The 24012-nt window shown below is 66.5% G+C and carries 17 protein-coding genes; 6 read left to right on the top strand and 11 right to left on the bottom strand.

The window, feature by feature from the left end; all coding sequences use genetic code 11:
• Nucleotides 1-58: 58 nt before the first annotated feature.
• Nucleotides 59-1261, top strand: a complete 1203-nt coding sequence (locus tag AB8M85_RS03405; RefSeq protein WP_372697350.1) for a restriction endonuclease subunit S — start codon at nt 59-61, stop codon at nt 1259-1261.
• The gene (locus AB8M85_RS03410) at nt 1261-4581 is read left to right on the top strand and encodes a type I restriction endonuclease subunit R (RefSeq protein WP_372697351.1); all 3321 of its coding nucleotides are present in this window, start codon (nt 1261-1263) and stop codon (nt 4579-4581) included. Before AB8M85_RS03405 ends, AB8M85_RS03410 begins: the two co-directional genes overlap by 1 nt.
• 298 nt (nt 4582-4879) lie before the next feature.
• Here the strand turns inward: AB8M85_RS03410 and AB8M85_RS03415 are convergent, their stop codons facing one another.
• The 3 genes from AB8M85_RS03415 to AB8M85_RS03425 all read right to left on the bottom strand — a co-directional run bounded on the left by AB8M85_RS03415 (nt 4880) and on the right by AB8M85_RS03425 (nt 7568).
• On the bottom strand, nt 4880-5449 hold the full coding sequence (locus AB8M85_RS03415) for a hypothetical protein (RefSeq protein WP_372697352.1): 570 nt from the start codon (nt 5447-5449) through the stop codon (nt 4880-4882).
• A 25-nt stretch (nt 5450-5474) separates the two neighbouring features.
• Nucleotides 5475-6599 carry a hypothetical protein gene (locus AB8M85_RS03420; RefSeq protein WP_372697353.1) on the bottom strand — a complete coding sequence of 375 codons (1125 nt, stop codon included), beginning with the start codon at nt 6597-6599 and terminating at the stop codon, nt 5475-5477.
• A gap of 216 nt (nt 6600-6815) precedes the next feature.
• Nucleotides 6816-7568, bottom strand: a complete 753-nt coding sequence (locus tag AB8M85_RS03425; protein WP_372697354.1) for an Abi family protein — start codon at nt 7566-7568, stop codon at nt 6816-6818.
• On the opposite strand from AB8M85_RS03425, the gene AB8M85_RS03430 reads away from it, so the two are divergent.
• Entirely contained in the window at nt 7567-7785 is a 219-nt protein-coding gene (locus tag AB8M85_RS03430) for a hypothetical protein (RefSeq protein ID WP_372697355.1), read from the top strand. The genes AB8M85_RS03425 and AB8M85_RS03430 overlap by 2 nt on opposite strands.
• Before the next feature lie 153 nt (nt 7786-7938).
• On the opposite strand, the gene AB8M85_RS03435 is transcribed toward AB8M85_RS03430, so the two are convergent.
• From AB8M85_RS03435 to AB8M85_RS03470, 8 genes are all read right to left on the bottom strand, one after another.
• Nucleotides 7939-9258: a short-chain fatty acid transporter gene (locus tag AB8M85_RS03435; protein ID WP_372697710.1), complete on the bottom strand. Its 1320-nt coding sequence runs from the start codon at nt 9256-9258 to the stop codon at nt 7939-7941.
• 351 nt (nt 9259-9609) lie between these two features.
• Nucleotides 9610-10896, bottom strand: a complete 1287-nt coding sequence (gene galK, locus AB8M85_RS03440) for a galactokinase (protein WP_372697356.1) — start codon at nt 10894-10896, stop codon at nt 9610-9612.
• The gene (gene galT / locus AB8M85_RS03445; RefSeq protein WP_372697357.1) at nt 10893-12050 is read right to left on the bottom strand and encodes a galactose-1-phosphate uridylyltransferase; all 1158 of its coding nucleotides are present in this window, start codon (nt 12048-12050) and stop codon (nt 10893-10895) included. The genes galK and galT overlap by 4 nt, the downstream gene beginning before the upstream one ends.
• Nucleotides 12047-14164, bottom strand: a complete 2118-nt coding sequence (locus AB8M85_RS03450) for an alpha-galactosidase (RefSeq protein ID WP_372697358.1) — start codon at nt 14162-14164, stop codon at nt 12047-12049. Before AB8M85_RS03450 ends, galT begins: the two co-directional genes overlap by 4 nt.
• Nucleotides 14161-17319, bottom strand: a complete 3159-nt coding sequence (locus AB8M85_RS03455; RefSeq protein ID WP_372697359.1) for a glycoside hydrolase family 2 TIM barrel-domain containing protein — start codon at nt 17317-17319, stop codon at nt 14161-14163. Before AB8M85_RS03455 ends, AB8M85_RS03450 begins: the two co-directional genes overlap by 4 nt.
• A 9-nt stretch (nt 17320-17328) precedes the next feature.
• Nucleotides 17329-18327, bottom strand: coding sequence for a carbohydrate ABC transporter permease (locus AB8M85_RS03460; RefSeq protein ID WP_372697360.1), 999 nt, complete (start codon nt 18325-18327; stop codon nt 17329-17331).
• Nucleotides 18324-19235, bottom strand: a complete 912-nt coding sequence (locus tag AB8M85_RS03465) for a carbohydrate ABC transporter permease (protein ID WP_372697361.1) — start codon at nt 19233-19235, stop codon at nt 18324-18326. Before AB8M85_RS03465 ends, AB8M85_RS03460 begins: the two co-directional genes overlap by 4 nt.
• A 19-nt stretch (nt 19236-19254) precedes the next feature.
• Nucleotides 19255-20613, bottom strand: coding sequence for an ABC transporter substrate-binding protein (locus tag AB8M85_RS03470; protein ID WP_372697362.1), 1359 nt, complete (start codon nt 20611-20613; stop codon nt 19255-19257).
• A gap of 289 nt (nt 20614-20902) precedes the next feature.
• Between AB8M85_RS03470 and AB8M85_RS03475 the strand changes: the two genes are divergently transcribed.
• From AB8M85_RS03475 to AB8M85_RS03485, 3 genes are all read left to right on the top strand, one after another.
• Nucleotides 20903-21688, top strand: a complete 786-nt coding sequence (locus tag AB8M85_RS03475) for a DeoR/GlpR family DNA-binding transcription regulator (RefSeq protein WP_372697363.1) — start codon at nt 20903-20905, stop codon at nt 21686-21688.
• A 9-nt stretch (nt 21689-21697) separates the two neighbouring features.
• Nucleotides 21698-22753 (top strand): CdaR family transcriptional regulator, encoded by a 1056-nt coding sequence (locus tag AB8M85_RS03480; protein ID WP_372697364.1) that lies wholly within the window; start codon nt 21698-21700, stop codon nt 22751-22753.
• Nucleotides 22754-22844: 91 nt separating this feature from the next.
• Nucleotides 22845-24008 (top strand): glycerate kinase, encoded by a 1164-nt coding sequence (locus tag AB8M85_RS03485; RefSeq protein WP_372697365.1) that lies wholly within the window; start codon nt 22845-22847, stop codon nt 24006-24008.
• The last annotated feature ends 4 nt before the right edge of the window (nt 24009-24012 follow it).

The following is a 24012-nucleotide window of genomic DNA, read 5'->3' on the forward strand; positions in this document are numbered from 1 at the left end:
CACGGGTCCGTTTGGCTCAGCAATCAGTGCGAAGAACTTCGTGAATGAAGGAGTGCCCGTGATCCGCGGGTCGAACCTCAGCCTGAACGTTGGGGTTCGCTTAAGCGAGGCAGGTCTGGCCTTCATCACCGCCACCAAGGCTATGACTTTTAAACGTAGCGTGGCGCGACGAGGGGACTTGGTCTTCACCTGCTGGGGCACCGTTGGCCAGATCGGGCTGGTGGACGACCGTGCTTCATACGACGAGTACATCGTCTCGAATAAGCAGATGAAACTGACGCCAGACCCAGAAAAGGTTGATTCGGCATTTCTGTACTATCTTTTGTCGAGCCCCAACATGGTGAGTGTAGTCACCGGTCAGGCAATTGGCGCGGCAGTGCCCGGATTCAATTTGGGGCAACTGAAAAACATCATGGTCTCGATTCCTTCATTGCGGAAGCAAATGAGAGTGGTCTCCGTCCTCAGCTGCATCGACGACCTAATCGAAAACAACCGGCGGCGGGTGGAGGTGCTGGAGGAGATGGCGCGGTCCATCTACCGCGAATGGTTCGTGAAGTTCCGATACCCGGGCCACGGTGATGTGCCCATGGCCGAGTCAGCCCTCGGACGGATTCCTGAGGGGTGGACCGCCGGGAAGTTGAACGAACTCTGCTCTCGCGTTCAAGCCGGTGCGACCCCTCGACGGTCAACGCCCGAGTACTGGGACGACCCCTCAGTCGATTGGTACAAGACCGGCGACCTGAACGACGGCGTATTGCTTGGGTCCTCGGAACAGCTTTCAGCCGCTGGACTCGAGGCAGGAAGAACATTCTCACCGGAGACCATCCTGATGGCCATCTATGGATCACCAACCGTTGGTCGGCTTGGTCTTCTCACGTCGACGGCAAGCGCAAATCAGGCGGCGTTGGGCCTTGTGGCGAATCCTGACGTCTGTACGACGGAGTACCTTTGGTTCACACTCGAGTCTCTCCGCGGTCATCTAAATCAAATCGCGCAGGGTGCTGCGCAGCAGAATGTAAGTAAGGAAAAGGTGATCAATTGTGACGTCCTAGTGCCTCCGCGTGAAGTTCTAGAGAATTTCACCCTTAGCGCCGCGCCAAGCTGGAGGCTCTCGCACCACCTCGGGCGCGAGGCCGCCGCCCTTGAGCGTCTGCGAGACCTCCTGCTGCCGAAGCTGGTCACGGGTCAGATCGACATTTCGAGACTCGATCTAGACGCGCTGGTCACGACAGAGCTAGCCGATGAGGGTGCGGTGGCGTAATGGCTCCCACTGGTCCGGAGTACTTTTACGTCGAGAAACCAAGCATTGAGTTGCTGGCGCAGCTTGGTTGGACGCCGGTGAATGCTTTCCAGGAGACCCTAGGAGCCAAAGGTACCCTTGGGCGTGATTCCCAGCACGATGTCGTACTCAGTCACAGGCTTCGTTTCGAGATGCGCAAGCTCAACGACGAGCGTGTCCCGGATGCTTCGATCAACGAGGCCACTGAGGTATTCACCAAGGACCGCTCGGCCATGGACCGGGTGCGTGCCAACCGGGAGGTCCACAACCTGTTGCGTGATGGCTATCAAGCCGAGTGGACCGACGACAACGGTGACAAGCAGATCGAGACGCTCCGCTACCTCGATCTGCGGAACCCCTCGAACAACGACCTCCTCGCGGTGCAGCAGCTGTGGGTTAAGGGCAGCCTCCACAGCCGCCGCCTTGATCTTGCACTGTTCGTCAACGGTGTCCCGTTGGTGCTGATGGAGTTCAAGGAGCCCAACGAGTCGGTTAAGTCAGCTTACGACGACAACTTGACCGACTATCGCGACACCGTCCCTCAGCTCTTCATTCCGAACTGCTTCGTGTTGCTGTCCAACGGCAGCGTTGCCAAGGTCGGGTCGACGTACTCCTCGTGGGAGTTCTTCAATGACTGGAAAGTCATCGACGCCGCCGGGACCCGTGGCGCGATCGCCTTGGAGACCGCCCTGCGGGGCACCTGTGACCCAGCAATGCTGCTCGACCTCCTCGAAAACTTCGTCGCCTACATGGAGCGTCCCGGTGGACTGATCAAGGTCTTGGCGCGTTCGCACCAGTATCTCGGCGTCAACGCAGCGATCGAGAACCTCCATCAGGCACGCTCTGCACAGGACAAACGCCTCGGTGTCTTCTGGCACACTCAAGGATCGGGCAAGTCGCTGTCCATGCTGTGGTTCACACAGAAAGTTCTGCGCCAAGTGCCGGGAAACTGGACATTCGTCATGGTCACGGACCGCACCGAACTCGACACCCAACTGCACGGAGAGTTCGCCGACGCCGGAGCGATCTCACCCGAGGCACGGGTGCATGCAGAGGCCGGCTCACACCTGCGCGAACTGCTGGCCGCCGATCACCGGTACGTGTTCACCCTGATCCACAAGTTCCAGCCATCCAAGAGGTTGGGGGAGCGACAGATGCCAGTTCTCTCGGATCGTTCAGATGTCATCGTCATCACCGACGAGGCGCACCGCAGCCAGTACGACACGCTCGCCCTCAACATGCGTACAGCACTGCCCAACGCCTCGATGATGGGCTTCACCGGCACTCCGCTGATCGCCGGCGAAGAGCAGGCAACCCGCGAGCAGTTCGGTGACTACGTCAGCATCTACAACTTCCGCGACGCCATCGAAGACGGTGCGACGGTTCCGCTCTACTACGAGAACCGCATCCCCGAACTCCAGCTGGTTAACCAGAACTTCTCCGACGAACTCGACGCACTCCTGGAAGAAGCCGAGCTCGACGAGGACGCCGAGGGCCAGCTGGCACGCGCCTTCGGCACGCAATACACGCTCCTGACACGTCCCGAGCGCCTGAAGGTCCTGGCCAAGGACCTCGTCGCCCACTTCGCCGGCCGCGGGTTCAGCGGCAAGGCGATGTATGTCGGACTCGACAAGGCCGCCGCCGTGCGCATGTACAACCTGGTCAAGGAAGCCTGGGCCGAGCATCTCAATGAGTTGCGTGCTGCACACGATGCACTCCCTGAACTGGAGCGGCCTTGGCTGGCGTCGCGTATCGAGCTGATGGAAACCACCGACATGGCGGTGGTGGTCTCGCAAAGCCAGAACGAACTCAAGATGCTCGACGACCTCGGACTCGACATCCGGCCGCACCGCGAGCGAATGAACCGCGAGGACCTCGCCGAGAAGTTCAAGGACTCCGCGGACCCGCTGCGCCTGGTGTTCGTCTGCGCGATGTGGATGACCGGTTTCGACGCGCCCAGTGTCTCGACCATCTACCTCGACCGACCGATGAAGAACCACACCCTGATGCAGACCATCGCCCGTGCCAATCGCGTCTTCCCAGAGAAGGACAACGGCCTGATCGTCGACTACGTTGGCGTCTTCCGGAACCTCGAGAAGGCACTCGCCATCTACGGGGCGGCAGAGACCGGTCAGCCGCCCATCGAGATCATCGATGCGCTCTCGGACGAGCTGGATACCTCCGTCGCCGAGTTGTTCGAGTTCTGCTCCGGCCTGGGGGTGGATCTTGGCGCGATGCGTGACGCTGAGGGGTTCGATCACGTCGCCAAGCGTGACGCCGCAGTCGAAGCACTGCTGGTGAACGAAGACACCCGGAATGACTTCCAGCAGAAGGCCCGCCAGGTACGCAAGCTCTTCAAGGCGCTTCTACCGAATCCCAAGGCAGCCGCCCAGCAGCAAAACGTCGCCGCGATCCGGGTCCTCGCCGAACGCATCGCAGAAGCCACACGGCCGCCCAAGGCAGACCTCGGCGCAGTCACGGACGCGGTCGACGCCTTACTCGATCGATCGGTCGGTGCAGAGGAGTATGTCATCCGGGCGGCCGCCGAGGGGACCAAACCAGACCCCTTGATCGACCTGTCCTTGATCGACTTTGAGGGATTGGCAGCCAAGATCGCAGGTCGCAAGCGAGCCGAAACGGATCGATTGGCCCAACTGCTCCGCCAACAGGCCATCGGAGCAGCGACCCGCAACCCAACACGGTACGAACTGCTCGAACGCATCGAACAGTTGATCTCGGAGTACAACGCCGGAAGTGTGAACATCGACGAGTACCTCCGACGCCTGATCGAACTGTCACAGACCCTAACCGAGGAAGAAGAACGGTCTGCACGAGAAGGCTTGAACGAGGAAGAGCTCGCAATCTTCGATCTGCTGACCCAACCCGATCCCGCGCTGACAGAGGACGAGCGTGCCACCGTGAAGGCCAGCGCCAAGAAGCTCCTAGAACATCTCCACGACAAGCTCGTCCAGGACTGGCGGCGCAAGGTCGACGTGATGAGCGACGTCGACAGCACAATCCGCCAGGTCCTGGACCAAGGGCTGCCCGAAACGCCCTACACATCCAACATCTTCACCTCGAAGGTGCAGCTTGTCTTCGATCACGTCCTCACCGCTTACGGTGACGATGGCAAGAGCGCCTACACCGCCAGGGATGATCCTCGCGCCTCTACGCAGAGCCCTATGTACGCCGGACCGATAGATGTGAACAAGATCGCAGACGATGTCGTCGCGCGCATCCATGACGACCCCGCATTTGCCGCTCATGTTGCAGCACAGCTGGGCGCTACCGACGCCCGATAATTCGCCTCCGTGGCGCGGTTGCACCCACAGCCACGCCAAGACCACGAGACCGGTGTACATGTAAATGACCTGGCCTAGCGCACTGGCCAGCGAGGCCGAGCATTAGAACAACATGCCTTCTCGATGTCCGAGAGATGAAGGGAGCGCGCAAAAATACATGTCACTCTCGTCCACAGGCACTTCCAAAAGTTCACGAGGGTACGTACGTTGCTAACCCAGCCAAGACTATGGTCTTCCAGATTAGGGTCAAGTCATCCGCGCTTAGAACTTGATGAAATTCTCTTAGCGATTCTGGCAATCAGTGGTGACTCGGCTTCTGCTCTGACTGTTCTTCATGACCGACCATGGCTCTGACCCTCCAGTACGGGGGGAAAGCCTCGACGTAAAGCATGTGCAGGCGTCGAACCGACATCAGGAAGTAGAGGCCAACCAACGAGCTCAAACCAGAAGCCGCAGCTGTCATCCCAACCCCAACGGAGGATCCCTCTGGTGTCATGGCGGAAACCACAGCTAAGAAGCCCGCATCGATTCCTGCGAGGAGGCCCGTTGACAAAAGCGTCAGTGCCGCTTCGTCCATCGAATGCGCGACCTTGAGCTTCAGGTTGCTAGTTGGCCTGCGCCCTTGAGTAACCCTAAGCCCAAAAACAATTGCATAGGCAGAGATAAACACACCGGCCAGCAGGCCCAGGGCACCGATCAGTTCTCCCACTGATTGCAGCTGCCATCCCTGTGCCCAAGAGACCCAGGCGAGGACAGGGGCACAACAGATCAAAATCAAGCGAGTCATGACAGCAGCTCGCTTAGAACTCGTGTTCCTTATGTAGCGATACTGGTCGATCAGTAGGGCAAAAACGTTGAAACGCTTCAAAACGGTGTTCCCCCGATCGTGCTAGTTATTCGACCTGCTCGTTCCAGCCTAGCGGCATGTCCATCTCATTGTTGCTGAAGACCGACTGAGCGACGAGAGCTACCTCCCTGAAGAATGCGCCGTCGTCCAGTTTCTTTGACCCCAAGTCGTAAACAAACCCTTCCCTTACGTCCAATGGCTGGAGCGTCTTGGCCTGCTTGGTCGACTTCACCTTTACCCGAGCCGTATCGAAGCCCAGGTCTTTGGTGCCTTTCCAGAGGATACTTGCCAGGTCCCGAGCTTCTTCTGTGGGATTTATAGCTTTTTTGTCTTCCTTCTTGTCTATCCAGTTGGAGACCCAGCTTCTTACATGTCCGAGAATGTCATCTCCATAAGACGATTTGGCTCCAAGCTTGAATCGGAGCACGGCGTCAACAGGGATGGGGTATGTTGCGTCCTCATCTGTCGCAGACTTGATGAGCTCAACAAAGTCGACGTGTCCGTCGCGCATTAGTGCCTTGATGGAAGGCTCGTCTGCGACAGTGCCCAGAGTGCGCAATTTGTAGGTGTGACCATCGGCCGCTTGGTGCAGGCGACGAGGAAGATCGGAGCCCGGGTTCGACCTGGAGATTGCTTCCACAGCCAAGAACCCAGCCTCGCCTTCGTCTGGAGTTATCAGCACGGCTCGGTAGTGCCGGGTCGTCGCCCGCTTCTTCAGATCTACGTCCAGGCTCTGTCCGGTTGGGTCAACTCCATAGTCATGATCCCCAACGATTCCGTACTGAAGCCGAATCAACAGGGCGTTCCGGTACCGTGTCGATCCCTCGAACTGTACGACCGCGTCCGGCTTCTTCTTCCGCAGCGTGCCAGATTCATCGCCGGCTACAACGTCTTCGTTCCCTTCAACGGGATCTTCATCTCCCGAGACGATGTCGTCCGCCGACAAGTCGCTGAGGTCCACTTCGGACTCCTCACCGGGCTGAGACCCGTCCTGGTTGGCGGGGCTTTCTTGCCCCAGGCTGCTTTCCTTACTAGCCCTCGATCGTTCAACTGCTGCGGCAACATCCTTCTCGATTAGGCCCAGCAAACCGATCTTTCCAAAGTCCTGCCGCTTACGCCCTCGACCGATAAAAGACTCGACCCTCAGTAGTTTGAAGCCGTAGGTGGCCAAAGATTCCCCTCTCAAAACGTGATGTCTGCCTGTAAGTAAAGCATGCCTTCGCACGGCTGCAGGCCAGTGAAAACGACACTCCACCCGCTCAAATAGCAGTGCTCTGCCTGTGCATCTCTTGGACCGCACCGAATCGAAACATCAAACGCCGATAACGGCGCATATGGAACCTTGGCCCTGAGATCCCATCGAGATCGAACCAGGCGAGACCGCCGGTTATGGATTCCAGAGCTTGAGCCCGGACCACCGCGGTGGCAATCCCAGTGAATACTTCGTTACGGCTTCTGTTTCCGGAAAAGACTCCACGAGATCAACCACGCGCTTTGGCCACCCACTGTCTGGATCGATCGACCGCATCAGGTAGGCCATGACCGCCAAAGCGTTGTAGAGGCCGAACACCTGTTTCGAGGATTCCCCGTCCTTCAGGTGATCAAGCAGCGGGACCTGCCCCACCGCCGGCCGGCGGGGAGCGACCACGAGCTTTCGATTGAAAATCCGCGCGTGGTGGGCAGCCACGTTCCGCACGTAGTTCAGGCTTGAGATCCAGCTATACATCACCTTTTTCGACGGCGCCGAGTACGCAGTGGCGATCTCCGTGGCAATCGAGTTGACCAGTCCGCCATATAGCCGGCTGAGCTGTCCCATTTCGAGGATTTCCGTCAGTGCCCATATCGGCATCCGGTCGTCGTACTTGTCCCGGAAATGCGCCACGAATGCCTCATCGGAAGCGTTCTGCCGCTCGGCCGCCTTCAAGATCCACTGCTCGTGCTTGCTGGGAAACACCTCCCCCGTGACGGCATCCGTCTGGGCCTCGGCGAAGGCCCCCACGAAGGTTCCCGGGTCCAGGTGTGCGAAGGCGGAACGCCGGCCAAGGACATATCCGACTTGCATTCTTAGCGACACCTCGATGTGCTCGATGTCGGTGCGTGCCGACGTCGTGCTGTCCCTGGTGGTGAAGCTCGTGCTCATGCCGTGTGCGGCGTGGGCGGCCGGGCACCTGTTGTTCGGGGTCTCGGGCACCGCACTCTTCGGGGTCGTGGTGATGGCTGCGCTGCCCACGGCGCAGAACGTCTACCTGTTCTCCAGCCAGTTCCGGATGCCCACGGCCGCCGCCCGCGACGTCATCTTCCTGTCCTCGCTGCTCTCGCTGCCCGTCATCGGGCTCATCGCACTGCTGCTCACCTAACCCTTGGGAGCGTCCGGCGAATCCCCACCCGGCTCCCAGCTGCAGCATAGGTTAGCTCCCTAGAGTGGTGACTACCTCAAAGGTGCGAGTGATGAATCGGGCCCCGGCTTTCCCCAAGCCGGGGCCCTCATCATGTCCGGACGCCGGCGGCGGCTACAACGAGACGATGAGCAGCGTCGCGGCGAACACCAGCCCCGAGGCAACCAGCACGATCGTCGTGTAGCCGAGGATGTCGCGCATCTTCAACCCTGCGATGGCCAGCAACGGCAGAGCCCAGAACGGCTGGATCATGTTCGTCCACTGGTCGCCATAGGCCACCGCCATGATCGGGATCGACGGATCCACCCCGAGCTGCTCGGCGGCAGTGAGCATGATCGGCGCCTGGACGGCGAACTGGCCGCCGCCGGAGGGGACGAAGAAGTTCACCAGCCCCGCCGACAGCAGGGCGAGGACGCCAAAGGTCTGCGGCGTGGAGATGGCCACGAACGCATCGGAGAACACCTGGATGAGCCCGGTGCCCTCCATGATGCCGAGGATGCCCGCATAGAGCGGGAACTGCAGCAGGATCTCGCCGACGTTGGACGCCGCGTCCTTGGTCAGGGCGACCAGTTCGAACGGGTTGCGCACCAGCAGCAGGATCAGTGCCAGGAATGTCCAGTTCACGATGTCCAGCGTGATGGTCCCGCCCTGCACGAAGTGGATCACCAGGTACGCGGCCAGCATCAGGCCCAGCAGCAGGGTGGGCAACCGGCTGGCGTCCACGCGGTCGGCCGGGGTGACGATGTCCTCCTCGACCTCGACCCCGGCATCGCGGGCGTCGCGCTCCAGCTCCACGATCTTGTCGGCCTGCCGGGGTGCCACCAGGAACAGGGCGAACCCGACGACGACGATGGTGGCGACCGCGGCGACCATGTTCCAGGAGGAGAAGGTCGTCTCGGAGATCGGCAGCGGGCCGCCGAGCTGCTTGGCGATGAACGAGTCGGGTGTCGCCGCCGTCAACGGGCCCGATCCCGAGTAGCCCATGTGCCAGACGACGAAGCCGGCGAAGCCGCAGGCGACGAGCATCGGGAAGTGCAGCCGCAGTCCCCTCTCCCGTCCCTGCGCGGCGACTTCCTTGGCGAGCAGGGCGCCGACGACCAGGCCGAGCCCCCAGGTGATCAGCGAGGCCACGGCGGCGACGACGAACACGAACAGGTAGGCCTGGAGGGGCGTGCGCGGAATGCTTCCCAGGAAGGCCAGCAGCTTCCGCACGGGCCGGGTGTTGGCCAGGATGTGGCCGAGCATGAGGACCAAGGCCATCTGGGTGATGAAGGCCAGCAACCCGGCCAGCCCATCACCCCAGCTCTTGACGACGAGCACTGGCGAGGACCCGGTCAGGAACAGGGCCAGGATGGCGACGATGAAGGTCAGCACGATGGCGAATACCAGCGCTGACGGGATGAACTTTTCGACCAGTTGGTTAACCGGACGCATGGCACGGGAAATCGGAGTGCCCTGCTTGCCGGTATCGGTGCGACTTGGCACGGAATACACCTCGCGGGATGAAGGGGTGGGTGACATCCACCACACTACCGAGTTCGGGCCCCGCGGCTGCGGACCCGGTCCGTAGGCCCGTCTGGGCCCGCCGCTGGGGGCGGCAAGGGCCGGGGAACGACGACGACAAGCCCGCCCCCGGGACCGGAATGGAGCGAATCCCCACGCCACGCACAGCCCCCGCCAAGGGTCGGCTCCTAGAGTCTTAAGTACCTCATGAAGGTGCGAGTGATGAATCGGGGCTCCGGCTTTCCCCCCAAAGCCGGGGCCCCTTCTCGCGTCCCGGGCAGGCTACCGGCCATCGATCCGGCGTGCACCGGGACCTGGCAGGACGCTGGCGATTCCCGGTTCGGCGTAGCCGTCCTCGGCGAACCGCCGGCGAACCGCATCGCCGACCTGGCCGGCCTCCTGTGCGGCGACCACGGCAATGGCCGATCCGCCGAACCCGCCGCCGGTCATCCGTGCACCGCGGGCACCGGCTTGCTGGGCGGCCTCCACGGCCGCGTCCAGCTCCGGGCAGGAGATGCCGAAATCATCGCGCATCGAGGCGTGGCTGGCGCTGAGCAGCGGCCCGATGCCACCGGGTCCTCCGGCATCCAGCAGCCCCACGACATCGAGCACGCGCTGGTTCTCGGTGACTATATGCCGCACCCTGCGGAAGGTCTCCGGGTCCAGCAGCAGCCGTGCATCATCCAACCGGTCGGGGCCGACATCCCGCAGGGCGGGAACCCCCAAGGCAGCGGCTCCCCGGCGGCAGGCGGCAACCAGGTCCTTGTAGCCGCCGGATTCATGGGCGTGGGCAACCCGCGTGTCGATGACCAGCAGCGTCAGGCCTGCGTCGGCCAGGGGCAACGGCACCTGCCGTGCGGCCCGGCTGCGGCAGTCGAGGAACAAGGCATGCCCCGCGGTCCCCAGCAGCGCCGCGGACTGGTCCAGGATGCCGGTCGGGGCACCGACAAAGTCGTTCTCCGCCTGTTGGCAGGCCAGTACCAGCTCCTCGCGCCCGATGCCCGTGGCCAGCAGCTCGTCCAGCGCCAGTGCCACGGCGCATTCGATGGCTGCCGAGGAGGACAGCCCGGCACCCGCCGGCACGTCGGAATCAAGCAGGATGTCCACCCCGGGCACCTGGTGTCCGCGCTGCTGCAACGCCCAGATGACCCCTGCCACGTACCGCGCCCAGGGGGCGACCGCGCCCGGTTCCAAGTGCCCCAAGTCGGCTTCGGTAATCGGGGACGCCGTCGGCACCGTGCCGGTTCCCGAGGACGTCCCCTGCAGCGAGGCGGTGCGCAGGCGCGGGGGGCCGGTCCGGCACAGGGCCACGGCGACGCGGGCGGTGTGCTCCAGGGCGAAGGGCAGCACGAAGCCCTCGTTGTAGTCGGTGTGCTCCCCCATGAGGTTCACCCGTCCCGGGGCCGCCCAGACCCCGTCGGGCAGGCCGCCGAAGAGCGCGGTGAAGGCCTGCGTGATGCGGGCCGTCTGCGCCCCGTAGTCCGGAACGCCCCCAGCGGTGGGCCGCCAGGCGCCGGCCGGAGCCGGGCGGACGGGCGCGGGGGGACCGTCGTCGTACCGGTGTGTCATGCCGCGCCCCCGTCCAGGGTGGCGAGGGCGGCACGCAGCCGCGCCGCCGTGGATTCCGGGGTGACGTCGCCGATGAAGGCACCCATGGCGGCCTCCGAACCGGCCAGGTACTTCAACTTGTCCTGGGCCCGGCGCGGTGAGGTCAGCTGCAGGTGCAGGCGCAGCTCGCCGGCATCCGGGTGGCGCACGGGGGCCTGGAACCAGGCGGCGATGTAGGGCGTGGGTGTCGGGTAGAGGGCGTCGACGGCACGGATCAGGCGCAGGTAGCCTGCCGCGAGGTCGTCCCGCTCGTCGGCGGTGAGCCCGGCCAGGTCGGCGACGTGGCGGTGGGGGACGATGTGCACCTCGATCGGCATCCGTGCGGCGAAGGGGACGAATACGGTGAAATGGGCGGTCCGCTCCACGATGCGGGAGCCGTCGGCGCACTCGAAGTCGAGCACGTCTTGCATCAGGTTCCGTCCGGTGCGTTCGCGGTGCGTGACCGCCTGCTTCAGCTGGGTGATGGTGCGGGGCGGGATGTAGGGGTAGGAGTAGATCTGGCCGTGCGGGTGGTGCAGGGTCACCCCGATCTGCGCACCGCGGTTCTCGAAGGCGAAGACCTGCTCGACGCCGGGCAGCGTGGAGAGCTCGGCGGTACGCTGGGCCCAGGCTTCCACGACGGTACGCGCCCGCTCGGGGCCGAGGTCCCCGAAGGAGGCGTCGTGCGCGGAGCCGAACGCGATGACCTCGCAGCGGCCGTGGGCCGGGTGGGACACGCCGAGCCGATCGCCGAGCACCTGGTCCCGCTGGTCGGGTCCGAAGGATGGGAAGCGGTTCTCGAAGACGACGACGTCGTAGCCAACGGCCGGGATCTCGGTGGGCCGGTCGTGGCCGGAGGGGCACAGCGGGCATTCGTCGGCGGGCGGCAGGTGGGTGCGGGCCTGGCGGTGGGCGGCGAAGGAGACCCACTCCCCCGTGAGCGGGTCGCGTCGCAGTTCGGCGGCCGGGGGGCGGACGGGCAGGGGGCGCGGATCGGCCGGCGGGACGAAGCCGTCGCCGTCCCCGGGCTGGTCGAAGAAGTACAGGATCTCCCGGCCGTCGGCCAACCGCCCCCGGGCCGGTTCCTGCAGCGCGCCGCCGTCGGCCAGGTCGGTGTGCGGGTGCGGGGTGCTCACGGTGCCTCCAGGGCTTCGGCGTGGAGCAGGATGGCCCGCTCGGGGTTCAGGGCGGGCAGCGACAGGCCGACGGCGCCCAAGTAGGCGCCGGTGGCGGTGTAGCCCTCGGCCATCCAGGCGGAGGGCCGGCGTTCGGCGTAGGTGCCGGGCTCGTCGCCGGGCAGGATCGCGGTGACCCGGTAGGCCACCTCGTCCCGGAGGCCGGGCAGGGCAACGGCTCCGGGGCCGGCGTCGTCGCTGGAGCGCAGCAGCGCCCACGCGTAGAGGGCCTCCCTGCCGTCGCCGGCCACGGTTCCGTACAGGCTGAAGGCATCGTCGCCGAGGTCGGCCCGGACCTGGACCCCGGAGTGCAGCAGGACGCGGTGCTTCTTGTACAGCCGGACGAGCTGGTGCAGGGTGTCGCGGTCGGCCCCGACAGCCTCGCGGATGTCCCATTCCATCCCGAAGTGCCCGAACAGCGCGGTGATCCCGCGGAACGCCAGCGCGTGAGTGCGCCCGGAGGTGTGAGCGGTGGGCGGCCCGATGTGCTGGCCGACGAGTTCGGGGGGCAGCACCCGCTGGGTCATCTCCTGAATGTGCTGGCGTTCGAGCGCATCGTTGGAATCCGAGGCCCAGACCCGGTCGGCGTGTTCGAGCACCCCCAGGTCCACGCGGGCACCGCCGGAGGAACACGCCTCGATTTCCAGTCCCGGGTGGGCTGCCTTGAGGTCGTCCATCATGCGGTAGGCCGCCAGCGTCTGGGCCTGTTGGGAGGGCCGGCCGGCGGAGGCCATGTCGGCCAGGTCGCGGTTCTGGTCCCATTTCAGGAACGCGATCGGGGTCCCGGCGTCCCGGGCGACGGCCAGCACCGTATCCAGCGAGGCCAGGATGTGGGCGTACGCGCCCGGGTGGGTCAGGTCCACGACCTGCTGCTGGCGCCAAGTGGGCGCCAGCGAGTCCCCGCGGGCGCGACAGAGCCAGTCGGGGTGCTGCCGGGCCAAGTCCGAATCCGGGTTGGCCATCTCGGGTTCGACCCAGAGGCCGAATTCCATGCCCAGCTCGTTGACCCGCCGGATCAGCGGCACCAGGCCCTGCGGCCAGACCTCGGGCGAGACGTGCCAGTCCCCCAGACCCGAGGTGTCATCGCGCCGGGAGCCGAACCACCCGTCGTCGAGCACGAACCTCTCCACCCCGGCCTCGGCGGCCGCCCCAGCCAGCGATGCCAGTTCGTCCAGGTCGTGCTGGAAGTAGACGGCCTCCCAGGTGTTCAGTACCACCGGCCGGGTCCGGCGGGGGTGGTTTTCGCGCGAGCGCAGGTAGGTGTGGAAGCGGGCCGCGATGCCGTCCAGCCCCGCATCCGAGTAGGCGAAGTAGGTCCACGGGCAGGTGTAGCCGGCCCCGGTGTCCAGGACGACCTCCCCGGCCCCGAGGAGTTCCCCGGCGCCCAGGGTGCGCGAGGGCGTCGCTGTGCGTTCGGCGAACACGGTGCTGTTGCCGCTCCACCCCTGGTGCAGGCCCCACACTTCGCCGCGCCGGTTGGCGAAGGCGGGCGTCCCGGCGGCGAGCAGGAGCGGCGCGTCGTGTCCGGTGCGCCCACGCCGGCCCGTCCGGGTGTGCGTCCCGGTGCCGAAGGGCAGCCGTTGGACCGATCGTTCGCGGGACCAGCGCCCGGCGGTGTCGAGCAGCTCGGTGGCCTGCGCTCCGACCGGCAGCGTGGCGTGCAGGGCGCGGACCTCGTAGCCGGCGGCACCGCGGTTGGTAACGGTGTGCCGCAGGCGCAGCAGGCCGCCCGGGAGTAGTTCGGCCTCGGTGGCCAGTTCCAGCCCGGCCTCGGCGTCGGTGGCGCCCAGGACCAGCCGCCCCTCCCCGCTGGTCGCCTCCGGGTCGGTGAAGCGTGCCGAGGTGTCGCGCCCGCCGCGGCCTCCCTCGAGCAACGGGGTGCCGGACCAGCCGCTGGCCGGTTGCGGCCACAACGGCATGCTCAGCGGGTGGTCGTAGTTCGAGTGCAGTACCGGCCCGGTGGACGCGTGCTCCGGCAGGGGGCCGGGATCACTTCCCCAATGCACGACGGTGGGGTCCCCGCTGGTCTCCAGGACCAGGCAGACGCCGTGGCCGGAGAGGGATACGAGGCTCATGGGGTTCCTTTCGCGGTGGTGTCCAGCAGGGCGAAGTCCAGGACCAGCTCCGCCGCGCGGGCGGTGAGGGCGTCGCGGGCGGCGACGTCGACCCCGCAGGAGCGGCTGCCCAGCCCGTGCTGGCCGGCATCGATTCCGAGGTGCCACCGGGTGGGCGTGGGCAGGTCGGTGGGGTGACCGGCCGCGGCCAGCTCCTGCTGGCTCCAGGGGCCGAGGGTGAAGCCGGTGTCCGGCGGGCCCTCGAGGATTCGCAGCCGCAGTGTCCGCCCGTCGGCCAGCGCCAGGTCGAGCCGACTCAGGTGGCCGCGTCGTCCGTTGGCCTGGGGGCGTGGGTAGTCGGTGCGCAACCCACCCACCGTCAGCCGGTGGATTCCAAACCGTTGGGCGGCCCGGGAGTCGGCATACGATTCGCCCGGTCCGGCGCCGGTGAAGGTCGCGGCGCAGTCGTCGGCCAGCGCCTCGGCGGGCAGGGTGAATTCAAATCCCAGCTGGGCGAGCGGGAAGCCTGGGTCCTGCAACGCCTCCGTCCGAGCCCGCAAGCGCAGCGCCCCGTCGACGACGCTCCATTCCAACTCGGTGCCGAACCCGGTCGACGCCGCGGGGGCGCCGTAGCGGTGTGTGGCCCGCAGGCCATCCCCATCATCTTGGGTGGCCAGGGTGCGGCGCTGGAGCCGGTGCAAGCCCGCGTCGTGCCAGCGGTCGGCGAGCGCGACGACGGGTCCGGGTACGGTGCCGGCGTAGGTGTCCCAGTCGAAGCCCGGGGCCACCTGGGCGTCGGGGCCCATGGCGCCTCCGCCTCCGGGGCGCAGGTCACGGGTGGGTTCGATGGCCCCGCCGTCGTTGTCCGTCGGGGCCCGGTAGACCTGCAGGTGGGGACCCTCCAGCTGCAGGTCGGCGAGCCGCTCGAGCAGGCCGGCTTCGTCGAACCGCGCCAGGTGGTGCAGGTCGGAGTGGGTGGAAATAGGCCGCGCTTCGACGCGGCGCGCGGGGAGCGCGACCGGCGGCTGGGTGGTCCCGGAGGCGGGGGCCTCGGCGGGACGGCCGGCAATCCCCTGTCCCCAAGCCACCTCGTGCCCCTGCTCGGCCCACCAGGCATCGGCCGCGAGGCGGACGGAGACGGTGAGAACCGCGCCGGGGTGCTCCCCCACCTCGCCGGGCAGGTCAACCAGGGACGCGGACCGCGCGGCAGTCGCCGGGACGGACAGCACCCCCGCGGCCAGCGGCGCAACGGCGTCGTCTCCGGGACCGTCCGGGTCTAGCCGCCAGTGGAACGTGAAGCCGCCGGTGTCTGCGAAATCCTGGCGGTTCTCGACCCGGAGCCGTTCCCCGACGGTGATCCTGACCGGCTCGATGACTTTGGCGTATTCGACCAGCCCGGGGCTGGGGGTGCTGTGGGCGAAGACGAGTCCGTCGAGGACGAAGTTCGAGGTGTGGATCGGCTCGGCGAAGTCCCCGCCATACGCATACACGGGCCGGCCGTCCGGGGTGGTGGCCAGGATCCCGTGGTCCTTGTACTCCCAGACGAATCCCCCGGCGGCCCGGGGGTGGCCGTCGAAGAGTGCCTCGTAGTCACCGAGCCCGCCGGGCCCGTTGCCCATGGCGTGCGCGTATTCGCACAACACGTACGGCTGGGTCGCGATCCGGGCCGATCCCTCCGCGCTCGCCGAGGGGGTGGGTTCCCCGGCCAGGATCGAGGCGGATTCGGTGGGGGTGGCATACATGCGCGAGTAGACATCGGTGTAGGCGCCGTCGTGGTCGCCCTCGTAGTGGATGGGACGCATCGGATCGTGCCGGTGCAGCCAGTCGGCCATGGCCGCCAGGTTCGCCCCCGTGCCGGATTCGTTGCCGAGCGAGAACATCACGACGCTGGCGTGGTTCGCATCGCGCCGCCAGGTTCGCTCGATGCGGTCCAGGTACGCGGGGCGCCAGGCCGGATCGTCGGAGGGGTTTTTTCGCCACCGGTCGGCGACGAAGCCGTGGGTCTCCAGGTCGCATTCGTCGATGAGCCAGAAGCCCAGTTCGTCGGCGAGATCCAGCAGGTGGTGGTTCGGCGGATAGTGGCTGGTGCGGATGGCGTTGATGTTGTGGCGCTTCATCGTCTCCAGCTCGCCGCGGGTGAACCCAGCGGTGACTGCGCGTCCTGCGCGCGGGTGGAATTCGTGCCGGTTGACGCCGCGGAAGCGAATGGGCGCCCCGTTGACCCGCAGCACCCCGTCGGCGATGTCGACCCGCCGGAACCCCAACCGCAGGGAAACCGTCTCACTCGCCGAGGACAGGGTGGCGGTGTAGAGGCGTGGCGTCTCGGCCGTCCATCCCTCGACCCCGCCGACGTCCAGTTCGGTCAGGGACGTGCTGATCTCGCGCTCGAGGCCCAGGTCGGGGATGGCCAACCGCAGCGGGTATGCCGACTCCGGGGCGTCCGCCTCCAGCGTGAGGTGGCCGGTGCCGCCGTCGTAGTCGGCGACGACCCGGACGTCGTGGATCCCGTCGGCAGGTTCGCCGATCAGGGTGACGTCGCGGAAGATGCCCGGCAGCCACCACTGGTCCTGGTCCTCCAAGTAGCTGGCGGCGGAGAAGGCGTGGACGCGCACCACCAACCGGTTCACCGCCGAACCGGGAAGCAGCGTGTCCGTGGCGTCGAATTCGTGGGTGAGCCGGCTCCCGGCGGCATGGCCCAGCTCGGTGCCGTTCAGCCAGAGCCGGAACACCGACTCGACGCCCTCGAACCGCAGCACCACCCGTGCGAGCCCGGCCAGGACGGCGGCGGTGAAGCCCAGCTCGTCGGCGGTGAACTCGCGCAGGTGGTCCCCGGTGCCGTTGGCGTCGGGCACGTACGGCGGGTCCAGCGGGAACGGGTAGTCCACGTTGGTGTACCAGGGGCTGCCGAAGCGGTTCACCTGGCCGATGACCAAGGGGCCGTTGGCCTCGTCCAGGACCCAGTGCCCGGGGACGGAGACTGCGTCGGGGAAGTAGGCGTCCGGGTTGGCGGGGTCGGGGTCGGCCGCCGCAATGGACGGTGCATACCGGAACCCCCACGTCCCGGCGAGGCTGGCCTCGGGCCGGTCGGAGTCCAGATGGGCGCGGGCGGGCAGCGCGCCGGAGCCGGGCGAGCGGTCGAGGTGGTAGGGCAAGGCTGGGGTTGCGGGGAGGTTCACCGGGCCGCCCTACTTGTTGCTGCCGAGGGTCAGGCCGGCCACGAAGTGCTTCTGCAGCGCCAGGAACATGACCACGGTGGGCAGGGCGATCATGACCGCTCCGGCGGCGACCAGGTTGTTGTCCGTGAAGAACGCGCCCTTGAGGTTGTTCAGCGCACTGGTCACCGGCATCGCGTCGCCGTCGCGCAGCAGCACCAGGGCCCAGAAGAAGTCGTTGTAGATCCAGGCGAACTCCAGGGTGGCCAGGGCGGCCAACGCGGGCCGGGTCAGGGGCAGCACGATCTGGTAGTACTGCCGCCACACCCCGGCCCCGTCGACCTGGGCGGCCTCGCCGAGCTCGTCGGGCAGGGCCTTCATGAAGTTGGAGAGCACGAACACGCAGAAGCCCATCTGGAAGGCCACGTTGATCAGCACGACGCCGAACTGGGTGTTGTAGATGTCCAGGGCCAGGAACATCCGGTACAGCGGCGTGATGATGACCTGTTGCGGCAGCAGGTTCGCCGCGGTGAAGAACATCAACATCGCCAGGTTGAGCTTGAAGCTGAAGCGCGCCAGCACGAACGCCGCCATGGAGGACATGAAGAGCACGACGACGACTGCGGGGACGGCGATGTACAGGGAGTTCAGGAAGTAATGCGGCAGGTCTGCCTGGGTCCAGGCCGTGACGTAGTTGTCGAAGTTCAGCGTGTCCGGCAGGGAGACGTAGCCCTTCTCCGCGGTCTCCGCGTAGGGGCGCAGCGAGGTGTATACGGCCCAGGCCAGCGGCACCAGCCAGATCACGGCCCACAGGATGAGGCAGACGTGCAGGATGACGCGGCCCGGGGACAGCGGCGCCTTGCGCTGTTCCGGTGCTCCGTTCCGGGAGGACCGGCTCGCCCCGGCCCGTGGGTTCCCCTGCACGACGGCAGTGCCCGGGGTGGCTGCCGCAGCGTCAGCTGGTGCCACGGAGGCCGCTGCGGAGTCGCGGGCGGACTCGGAGTCGCCGGGGGTCAGCGTGGCCGCGCTCATCGCAGGTCCTCCTTCCTGAAGGTCTGCACCAGGTAGGTGATGATGAAGGCCAGCGAGATGACCAGCAGGATCACCGCGATGGCGGAGCCGAAGCCGATCCGGCTGGCCTCGCCGACAATGTTGTTGGTGATCAGCACGGAGAGCAACTCCAGGCCGTTGGTGCCCTTGTTGATGATGTAGACGATGTCGAAGGCGCGCAGTCCCTCGATCACGGTCACGACCAGGACGATGACGTTGATCGGTTTGAGCACGGGGAAGACCACCCGGAAGAAGATCTGGCGCTGGTTGGCCCCGTCGATGGCGGCGGCTTCCTTGATCGAGGGGTCCACGCCCTTCAGGCCCGCGAGGTACAGGACCATGATGTAGCCGACGTGGCGCCAGCTGGCGGCGACCAGTACGGCCCAGAGGTTGATGTCCGAGTTGCCCAGCCAGTTCACGTGCGCCCCGGTGAGCTGGTTGACCAGCCCCTGGTCCTGCGAGTACAGCAGCGTCCAGATGAAGCCGACCAGGGCCAGCGAGAGGACCACGGGCATGTAGAAGATGCTCTGGTAGAACCGGGTGCCGCGGATGTTCTTGTCCAGCAGCACAGCCAGGAACAGGCCCAGCGGCGTGGCCACCAGGGCCAGCACCGCCAACCAGATCAGGTTGTGTTGCAGTGCGGGCCAGAACGGCGGGTAGATCGTGGCGACCTGCTGGTAGTTCAGGAAGCCGATCGGTTCGATGGCGGTCACCCCGTTCCATCGGGTGAAGGAGAGGAACACCGATCCCAGTGCCGGCCCCCAGACGAAGGCCAGCACCACCAGTGCCGGGATGCCCAGCATGAGGGCCAGGACCAGCCGGTCCGTCGTGCTGTAGCGCCGGACCTTCCGTCCCCTGGCCCGTGGCGCCTTGTGCGTGAGTGTGCTCATGATGTTCCCCTCCCCAGCCCTAGCCGGTGAAGATGGCCTGCTTCTGCGCTTCGATGTTCCCGAGGATGTTGTTGATGTCCTTCGGGTTCTTCACGAAGGCCTGCAGCGACGGGATCATGACCGTGGAGGCAAAATCCGGGCGGGTGTCGCGGTCCATGAACTGGGCGATGTTCTTGGCCTCTCCGACGACCTTCGCCGCCTTCTTCTGCAGGGCCGTGTAGCCCGAGGTGTCCATGTCATTGGCCGGCCCGACGAGCCCCTTGTCCGCGTCCGCGTTGATCTTCTCCGCCTTGGCGCTGCCAAGGTAGGCCAGCAGGTCCTTCGCGGTGCCGGCGTTCTGCGTTTGGGCGCTCATCATGAACCCGTCGATGGGTGCATCGATGGAGTCGGTGCCGAATTCGGGGTTGATCTCCGGGAACGTGAAGAAGTCGAGGTCCTTGAGTGCGTCACCGCCCTCGACGTCCTGGAACTGCTGGGAGACGAACATGCCCAACAGGTACATGCCGGACTTCTTCTGCAGCAGGCTCTGGGCTGTTTCCTGCCAGTTCCTGCCCAGGCCGCCCTTCTGGTGGTAGGGCATCAGCTTGGCCCAGGTGTTGAAGACCTCCTTGACCTCGTCGGATTCCCACGAGCCGTCGCCGGCCAGGAGCTTGGTGTGGAAGTCGTAGCCGTTGATGCGCATGTTCAGGATGTCGAACGTCCCCATGGCGGGCCAGCCGTCCTTGTCGCCAAAGGCGATCGGGGCCAGTCCCTCCTTGAGCATGTCCTCGCTGATCTCGGTCATCTCATCCAGCGTCGTGGGGACCTGGTAGCCCTTGTCCTCGAAGACCGACTTCCGATAGAAGACGGCCCACGGATAGTAGGACAACGGCACGAAATACTGCTTTCCATCCGAGGCAGTGGACGCCGCCTTGAACGATTCGCTGAAGTTCGGGCCGATTTCGTCCCACACCGACGAGATGTCCCCCGCCAGGCCCTGGTCGGCGAAGAACCGCATCCGGTACCCGGCGAACCAGGTGAACACGTCGTCGGGATCGCCTTGGAGGTAGGAGTTGATCTGTTCCTGGAAGGTGTTGTGGTCGACGGTGTTGATGGAGACCTTGGATCCGGATTCCTTCATGAATTCATCGACGATCTTCTGGTATGCGCCCTTGGGAACGGCGTCGGACTGGTTGGATCCGAAGGTGATGTCGCCGGTGCCGGCGCTGGTGCTGGCCCCTCCTCCGCCGCCGCAGGCGGTGAGGGCCGCCAGGGCCGACAGCCCCATGGCACCTCCCAGGACGGTCCGACGGTTGACCGGGACGGCGAGCCGCGATCCGAGGGAGGACGGGCTGGGCGGGGACATGCGCCCGGGCATCCGGGAAGGGTGGTGTGCCACGGTGACTCCTTGGGTTGTGCCGTCGGCCCATCTTCCACGTGCCCAACGACGGTGGTTTTCAAGAAAACGCTCAAAGTCGATCAGAACAGAACTAATTCTGACTTCCGGTCACTATGGCACGCGACACAAATGAGCACAAGACCTGAACGAAAATGTTTCTCGTAACGCGCCACTCCGGCTCCTCAACTCGTAAACGCGACGATTGCAAATTCGCACAATTCCGCACCTCGGCTATGCTGGCGCGCAAGACACCTCGAACACCGACGTTCCCCCGGAAGGCCCACAGACCATGGCAGAGATGCTCCCGCAGCAGCGCCACCGGCACATCCTGGATGAATTAAACAAGTACGGGCAGGTGCGCGTCACGGCCCTCTCGCACGAGCTGGGCATCTCGGAAATGACGGTGCGGCGCGATCTGAACGCGCTGGCCACCGCCGGGGACCTGGTCAAGGTGCACGGCGGGGCCACCCGCGGGCCGTCGGCTACCAGCAGCGAACCGGGGTTCGCCCGCAAACTCGGTCTTGCCGCCCCGGAGAAGGAGGCGCTGGCCCACCGTGCCGCAGGGCTGATCGAAGCCGGCATGTCGGTTGCCCTGAATTCGGGGACGACGACATATGCGCTGGCCGGGCAGTGCACCGATATCCCGGACTTGACGGTCATCACGAATTCACCGCGCATCGCCGAGGTGTTCTACAGCGCGGACAACGCCTCCCAGACGGTCATCCTCACCGGGGGGATCCGCACGCCGTCCGACGCGCTGGTCGGCCCGCTGGCCCTGGCTGCGTTGGCGCAACTCCACGTGGACATCTGCTTCATGGGCGTCCACGGCATGACCGCGGAGGACGGGTTCACCACGCCGAACATGCTCGAAGCCCAGGCCAACCGGGCCTTCATGGCCTCCGCCGCCCAGCATGTCGTCGTGGCCGACCACAGCAAGTGGGGCATCACCGGATTGTGCCAGATCGCCCCCCTGGACGCCGCCGACGTCCTCGTCACCGGCAGCGCCCTCGCGCCCGGTGCCGTGGAGATCCTCGAACAGTCCATCGACACCGTCCTGCTGACGCCGGCACCCTAGGATGGCGTTATGCCCCCGCCCCTGAGCCGCGAATTGGCCCAACGCGTGATCGACCAGGTCGCCCCGACCCTGGAATTCAACATCAACGTGATGGACCCCTCGGGGGTGATCATCGCCTCCACCGACGCCGCACGCATCGGTTCGATGCACGCCGTGGCGCGTGCGGTGGCCGCCGGGGAGCCTGGGATCGTGCACGAGGCCGGGCCGGCTTCCGAGCGCGCCGGCGTGAACCTTCCGCTGCGGCTGGACGGGGACGTCGTCGGCGTGCTGGGCGTGACGGGACCGCCCGAGCGTGTGGCGCCGGTCGCCCAGGTGCTGGTCCTGACCACTGCACTGCTGCTCGAGCGCGAACGCGAGATCGACGACACCGCCCGCAGGGATGCCGCCGACCGCGACCTGCTGGGCGCGCTGGTGGCGGGCGAACTGGAAGGACCAGCGCTCAGCGCGGCCCTGGACTCCGGACTGCCCGAACTACCGCCACCTTGGCGCCTCGAGGCCGTTCTGGATGACCAGGTCGCCGGAAGCGTGGACTCCCCTGGCGGCCCCACGCCGTCCGGCCCTCATCGGCGGGCCCGGTTCGGCGGCGCCCTCTGGGTCCTTACCGGCGCCCGGTCGGGAAGCCGGCTCCCCGAGGAGCCAACCAAAGACTCGACGAGCCGGGTAGTGCTCGACGGCGGGACCAGCACCGACGCCCTCGAACTCGCCGGTTCCGCACAGGCTCTTGGCTCCCTGGTCGCGGCCCGCGGGCTGCTGCCGCTACATGACGGCCGCAGGACGCTCCAGCTCGTCGACCTGGCGCCCGAACTGTCGGTCGCCGGGCTGCCGCCGGCGACGGTTGCCGCCCTGGCCCGCCGCGTCGCGGGCCTGCGCCCCGAGCACCACCGCACCGTGGAGGCCTACCTGGCCGGCGGCTCCTCGACCTCCGCCACGGCCCGGCAGCTCTACCTGCATCGCAACACGGCCATCCAGCGGCTCGACCGCATCACCGAGCTGACCGGGCTCGACCCCCGGGTCCCCGGCCAGGCCGCAACCCTCCAGCTTGCCATCGTCGCCTCCCGCAGGTAGGCATCCTGCCCTCCCTCAGCGGGACTATTCGCCTCAAGTACGGGCACCTTGCCCATATTGTCGCTATGTCCGGCCCACCTAGAGTGGATCCATGACCAGCACGCCCTCCCCCGTCATCGTCGTCGCCCCCGACTCCTTCAAGGGCAGCGCCAGCGCCGCGCAGGCCGCCGCCGCCATGGCCCGAGGCGTACGGGCCGTCGCCGGAGCCGACGCACGGATCCTCGAACTGCCCATGGCCGACGGCGGCGAGGGCACCCTGGACGCCCTGTTGGCCACCTGGGGCACCGAACCGCTGACGATCGAGACCACCGATGCGCTCCGCCGCCCCTGCACCGCGCGCTACGGCATGTCACAGGACGGCACCACCGGCATCATCGAGGCCGCCGAAGCCAACGGCTTGCCCCAGGTCTCCGACGTCCCCCTCCAACCACTGGTGGCAGACACCCACGGAGTGGGCCTGATCGCGAAACGACTGCTCGATGCCGGGGTCGACGAGATCCTGCTCTGCATCGGCGGCTCGGCCACCACGGACGGCGGCGCCGGGCTCCTCACCGCGCTGGGCGCGCGCTTCCTCGACGCATCCGGCACTCCAGTGGCCCCCGGCGGCGGCGCGTTGTCCTCCGTGGCCACCGTCGACCAAGCCGGGCTGCATCCGCGCGCCACGGCGGTCACCTGGCGGATCGCCGTCGACGTCGACAACCCGCTCTGCGGTCCGCGCGGGGCCGCCGCCGTGTTCGGGCCGCAGAAGGGGGCCTCACCGGACGACGTCACCGCCCTGGACGCCGGGCTGAGGCACCTGGCCCAGGTACTGGGGGCCGATTCCCTCGCCGGGCAACCGGGGTGCGGTGCCGCCGGCGGAATGCCGCTGGCCCTGGTGGCCCTGCTGGGGGCCCAGATGGTCCCCGGTGCCGAACTCGTCGCCGCGGCCATCGGCTTGCGCGGCGCACTGGAGGGTGCCGCCGTCGTCCTCACCGGCGAAGGGCGGCTGGACACCCAGTCCCTGGGCGGCAAGGTCGTCGACGCCGTGCGCCGCACCGCCGACCCGGGCGCGCGCGTCGTCGTCATCGCCGGTGCCGTCCAACTCGATGCAGCCGCCTGCCGGGACGCCGGATTGACCGCCGCCTTCTCGATCGCCCCCGGGCCCGCGGGACTGGCCGAACTGCAGGCCGACGCCGAACGGCTCATCGAGGACACCGCGGCGCAGGCCTGTGCCGCCTTGGGGCTGGGACACGCGCCGGGAGCCGCTGGCCGCTAGGCTC

Origin of the sequence: Arthrobacter sp. JSM 101049 (assembly GCF_041679245.1) — a bacterium.
In the GTDB taxonomy this organism is placed as follows: Bacteria; Actinomycetota; Actinomycetes; order Actinomycetales; family Micrococcaceae; genus Arthrobacter_H.